Raw genomic sequence first — 4542 nt, 5'->3', positions numbered from 1 at the left:
GCGATAGACTATTTCAGCTTTTGTCTGTTGTGTAAGGAGTCCTTCTTCCTTTCGATTCTTGGGAATCTTCATCCGCCGATCAAATGAATCTTTCAGAGGTTCTTCTCCTTTCTGATTACTCTCAAGTTCATCCTGCCGTCGTAATGTCATGCGACAGAAATCGATGATGGTTGATTTACCGGTGCCGCGTCCACCAATAATCGTGTTGAGGTATGGATTCAAATGGATGGTTATCGGTTCAGGCCGACCCATGAATTTCCCTTGATCCACTGTGATGCTCTCAATGGCCAATTCAGGTGGAACGTTGTGATTGTCGTCTTCGGCTTGCGAGGGCTTCAGAGAGCCAGCCCCATCCAATAAAGCCAAACGCAAGCCTTCCAGGGTTGGCGAGGTCATCTTCACCCAGGTCCACCGACGGCCCAGGTCTGTAAAGCAATGGGCATCGGATGACCACACTGGCTGGAACTTCCGCTTGATTTCTGCCTTACTACCATCCAGCCATGACTCATAGTTCTCAGGAGCAAGGAGTTTCTCATCTTCCAGGCATTTGTCGGGGACAACTTCAACACCAGCCAGACGAGGATGATTGAGCTCAGCAATGCGTTGTCGGCCTCCATGTTTCAAAAGACCGTTATCTTTGCTATTCACATGAGCACCCAGAATCAATACTTTATCATTACATTTCTCTAAGATATTCTCAACACTCTGTGGAGAACGGGCTTCTGGCTTGCCACGGTTTTCTTGTTCAATGCCCACACGAGCTAAAAAATCGTTGACGTGATCACGACCATGGTCCGGGTCCATAATGAGCAACAAGTGACATCCATCATTGGCGGTAATCTCAGCTCCCGGAAACAGAACAGGGGCATGTTCCACTTGAGAGCAAGCGTTTTGAAGATGCTCGATTCCATCGGCTGTGTTGTGGTCGGTAATGGCAACGGCCTCAAGACCCGCATCACGGGCTGCTGTGATCCACTTGACCCAACGTTCATTATCATTGCCATTTGCTTCTCTGTTTTTGAAATCGTAGGATGCTGGCGAGTGGGTATGGAAATCGACACGCCACCAGCGGGAACCGGGCCAGTTCCAGGAGGGTCTGCTCATCTTGACTGTTGGATGCCTCACTCACTCCACCTTACCCCATGGCTCCCCATTGAAACTCCTCTCAGTGCGGGAAGCCGCACTCTACGGGACCCTGCCAAGTCCCAACCCTGAAGGTATCCTCCGCCATTGCCCCCAAGCCCGCCCATGACCGCTGCCAGCGACAACTTGACCAAGGCGGTGGCGGCCTACTGCGCCGAGCTTCACCGCATCCGCGCCAGCGGCGGCGCCACGGGGGAGCGCTCCAGCTACGGTCCCCTGACCACGCTCCTCAATGGGGTGGGGGCCACCCTCAAACCCAAGGTGTTCTGTGTGGGGGAGTTGGCCAATCAGGGGGCCGGCCATCCTGACTTCGGGCTGTACGGGGCCAGGCAAGTGCAGAAAGGGCGTCCACGGGAGGGGCAGATTCCCGAGCGGGGCGTGGTGGAGGTGAAAAGCCCAAACGATGATGCATGGCTCACGGCAACCAGTGAGCAGGTGAGCCGCTATTGGGAGCGTTACCGGCTGGTGCTGGTCACCAACCTGCGCCAGTTTGTGCTGGTGGGGGAGGACAACACGGGCCGCCCCGCCAGGCTGGAAACCTTCCAACTGGCGGAAACGGCGGCGGCCTTCCGGCAAGCCCTGGACACACCCCACACCCTGGCCTGCACCGCCGGCGCCGGACTGGGGGAATACCTGTCCCGGGCCCTGTGCCACCGCGCCGCATTGGCGGAACCGAAAGATCTGGCCTGGCTACTGGCCTCCTATGCCCGGGATGGTCTGGCCCGGGTGGAAACGGCAGGGGACGCCCCCCAGCTTGCGACGGTGCGCTCCGCGTTGGAGGAGGCCCTGGGGGTGCGTTTCGAGGGGGAGAAAGGAGCCAGGTTCTTCCGCTCCACCCTGGTGCAAACCCTCTTCTACGGCGTCTTCTCCGCCTGGGTGTTGTGGGCGCGGCAAAGCCCGCCCCAACCCGGTGGCTTCGACTGGCGCACGGCGGTGTGGCATCTGCGCTCGCCAGTGTTGGCGGCCCTGTTCTCCCAACTGGCCCAACCCAGCCGCCTGCAACCCCTGGGCCTGGTGGAGGTGTTGGACTGGAGCGCCGCCGCCCTGGAGCGGGTGGACCGCTCCGCCTTCTTCTCCCGCTTCACCAGCGGCGAGGCGGTGCCCTACTTCTATGAACCCTTCCTGGAAGCCTTTGATCCGGCCCTGCGTAAAGACCTGGGGGTGTGGTACACCCCCACCGAGGTGGTGCAAGCCATGGTGGCGCGGGTGGACAACGCCCTCAAGCAAGACCTGCACATCCCCGACGGCCTGGCCGCGGAGAACGTGGTGGTGCTGGACCCCTGCTGCGGCACGGGCGCCTACCTGGCGGCAGTGTTGCGCCGCATCGCCGCCAACCTGGAAGGCCAGGGCCTGGGGGCGTTGGCGGGGGCGCGGGTGACAGCCGCCGCCACGGGGCGGGTGTTCGGTTTCGAGATCATGCCGGCGCCGTTGGTGGTGGCCCAGCTTCAAGTGGGCCTCACCCTGCAAGAATTGGATGCTCCCCTGACCGACGACGGCAACGAACGGGCGGGGGTGTTCCTCACCAACGCCCTCACCGGCTGGGAACCCCACGGGAACAAACCTCTCCCCTTCCCCGAACTGGAGGAGGAGCGGGACCGGGCCGAACGGGTGAAACAACAACAACCCATCCTGGTGATCCTGGGCAATCCCCCTTACAACGGTTTTGCCGGCCTGGCGGTGGACGAGGAACGGGCGCTCTCCACCGCCTACCGCACCACGCGGCGGGTGCGCAGACCGGAGGGGCAAGGCTTGAACGATCTCTACGTGCGCTTCTTCCGCATGGCGGAACGGCGCATTGCCGAGAAAACCGGGCAAGGGGTCATCTGCTTCATCTCCAACTATTCCTGGTTGGACGGCTTGTCCTTTACCGGGATGCGGGAACGGTACCTTGAAGTGTTTGATGCCGTCAGGATTGATTGTCTGAATGGGGATGTGCGCAAAGGTGGCAAAACACCGGACGGAGAACCCGATGGCAGTGTGTTCACCGTAGGGGGCCAATCCGTGGGCATCCAGGTGGGCACCGCCATCGCCACCCTGGTGCGCAAAAAGAACCACAAGCCCGTTGGCGCCGTTGACCTGCGCCATCTCTGGGGACCAGCCCAGGCCAAACGCGAAAAGCTGCTGACCACAGCAGATGCAACACCAGAGCAGGTGACCACCCAACTGGTGCCGAGCCTTCCCCTGGGCTTTCCCTTTGTGCAAACAGACGTGAGTGAAGACTATTTCCAGTGGCCGGCGTTGCCTGATCTGTTCCCCAAGTCGTTTCCGGGTGTCAACACCAGCCGTGATAGTTTTCTCGTTGATGTGGATCTTGATCGGCTGCGGGTGCGCATTGCTGATTACTTCGACCCGGCACTGAGCCATGAGGAAATCGCCCGCCGTTATCCAAGAGTGATGCAGAAGACATCTCGGTTTGATGCCCGTGCAGTGCGGGATGCTCTACTGAAGCGTGGTGGTCCCAATGAAGCTAGTTTTGTCCACTTTGCCTACAGGCCCTTTGATAACCGCTGGCTCTATTGGGAAGCAGAAACAAAGCTACTTGATGAGAAACGTGCTGACTACTGGCCACACGTGTTTGAGGGGAATCTGTCACTTTCTTCCGCGCAGCATCTGCGTAAAGGGGCACAAGAGTCACAGGCCTATATCACAGAGCACATGGGTTCTCGGCATTTGATTGAGCGTGGCGCTCTCATGTTTCCCGTCTGGCTCCGCGATAACGGCATCACCAAGAGCAACGGCGATCCCCGCATCCCCAATCTTTCCATTGCCGCCCAGAACTATCTTACTGCTCTTGACGCCAGTGTGGAAGATCTATTCCACCATGTGTTGGCCGTCCTCCATGATCCCGCCTACCGGCAAGCCAATGCGGGCGCTCTGCGCATGGGATGGCCCCGTATCCCTCTTCCCGGCTGGCCCAAGGGCAATGCTGAAGGCGCGGCGGCTGCGCTTGCCCGCTCTGCCGCCCGTGGCCGTCAGTTAGCCGCGCTGCTGGATCCTGATGTTCCCGTTCCCGGCGTCACCCAGGCGCCGTTGCGCCCGGAAATGGCCGTCATTGCCGTGCCCAGCACCACCGATGGGGGCAACATGGCCGATGCGGATTTTGCTGTAACCGCGGGATGGGGTCACTTTGGCAAAGGCGATGCCGTCATGCCCGGCCAAGGCCGCGTGGTGGAGCGTCCCTTCACCCCGGAGGAGCGCGGCGCTATGGTCCCATGGCATGGTATGCTTGGCCTACTTGGCTCATGTGGTGACACCACCTTGGACGTGTATCTCAATGATCGCGCCTTCTGGCGCAACGTGCCGTTTCCCGTCTGGCGCTACAAGCTGGGAGGCTATCAAGTGCTCAAGAAATGGCTCTCCTATCGGGAGCGGGGGGTGTTGGGGCGGGAGCTTCGGGCT

2 protein-coding genes are annotated in these 4542 nt (G+C 60.0%); one reads left to right on the top strand and one right to left on the bottom strand.

Annotated elements, in window-relative coordinates; genetic code table 11:
- Window positions 1-1104, bottom strand: a 1104-nt coding sequence (locus BG35_RS12745; RefSeq protein ID WP_201768420.1) for a PHP domain-containing protein, incomplete at its 3' end; no start/stop codon positions are given.
- A gap of 144 nt (window positions 1105-1248) precedes the next feature.
- Between BG35_RS12745 and BG35_RS0106795 the strand changes: the two genes are divergently transcribed.
- On the top strand, window positions 1249-4542 hold a 3294-nt coding region (locus BG35_RS0106795), incomplete at its 3' end, for a type ISP restriction/modification enzyme (RefSeq protein ID WP_025782242.1).

Origin of the sequence: Candidatus Synechococcus spongiarum SH4 (assembly GCF_000586015.1) — a bacterium.
Taxonomy (GTDB): Bacteria; Cyanobacteriota; Cyanobacteriia; order PCC-6307; family Cyanobiaceae; genus Synechococcus_B; species Synechococcus_B spongiarum_F.
This window is presented reverse-complemented; position numbering and strand designations above follow the sequence as displayed.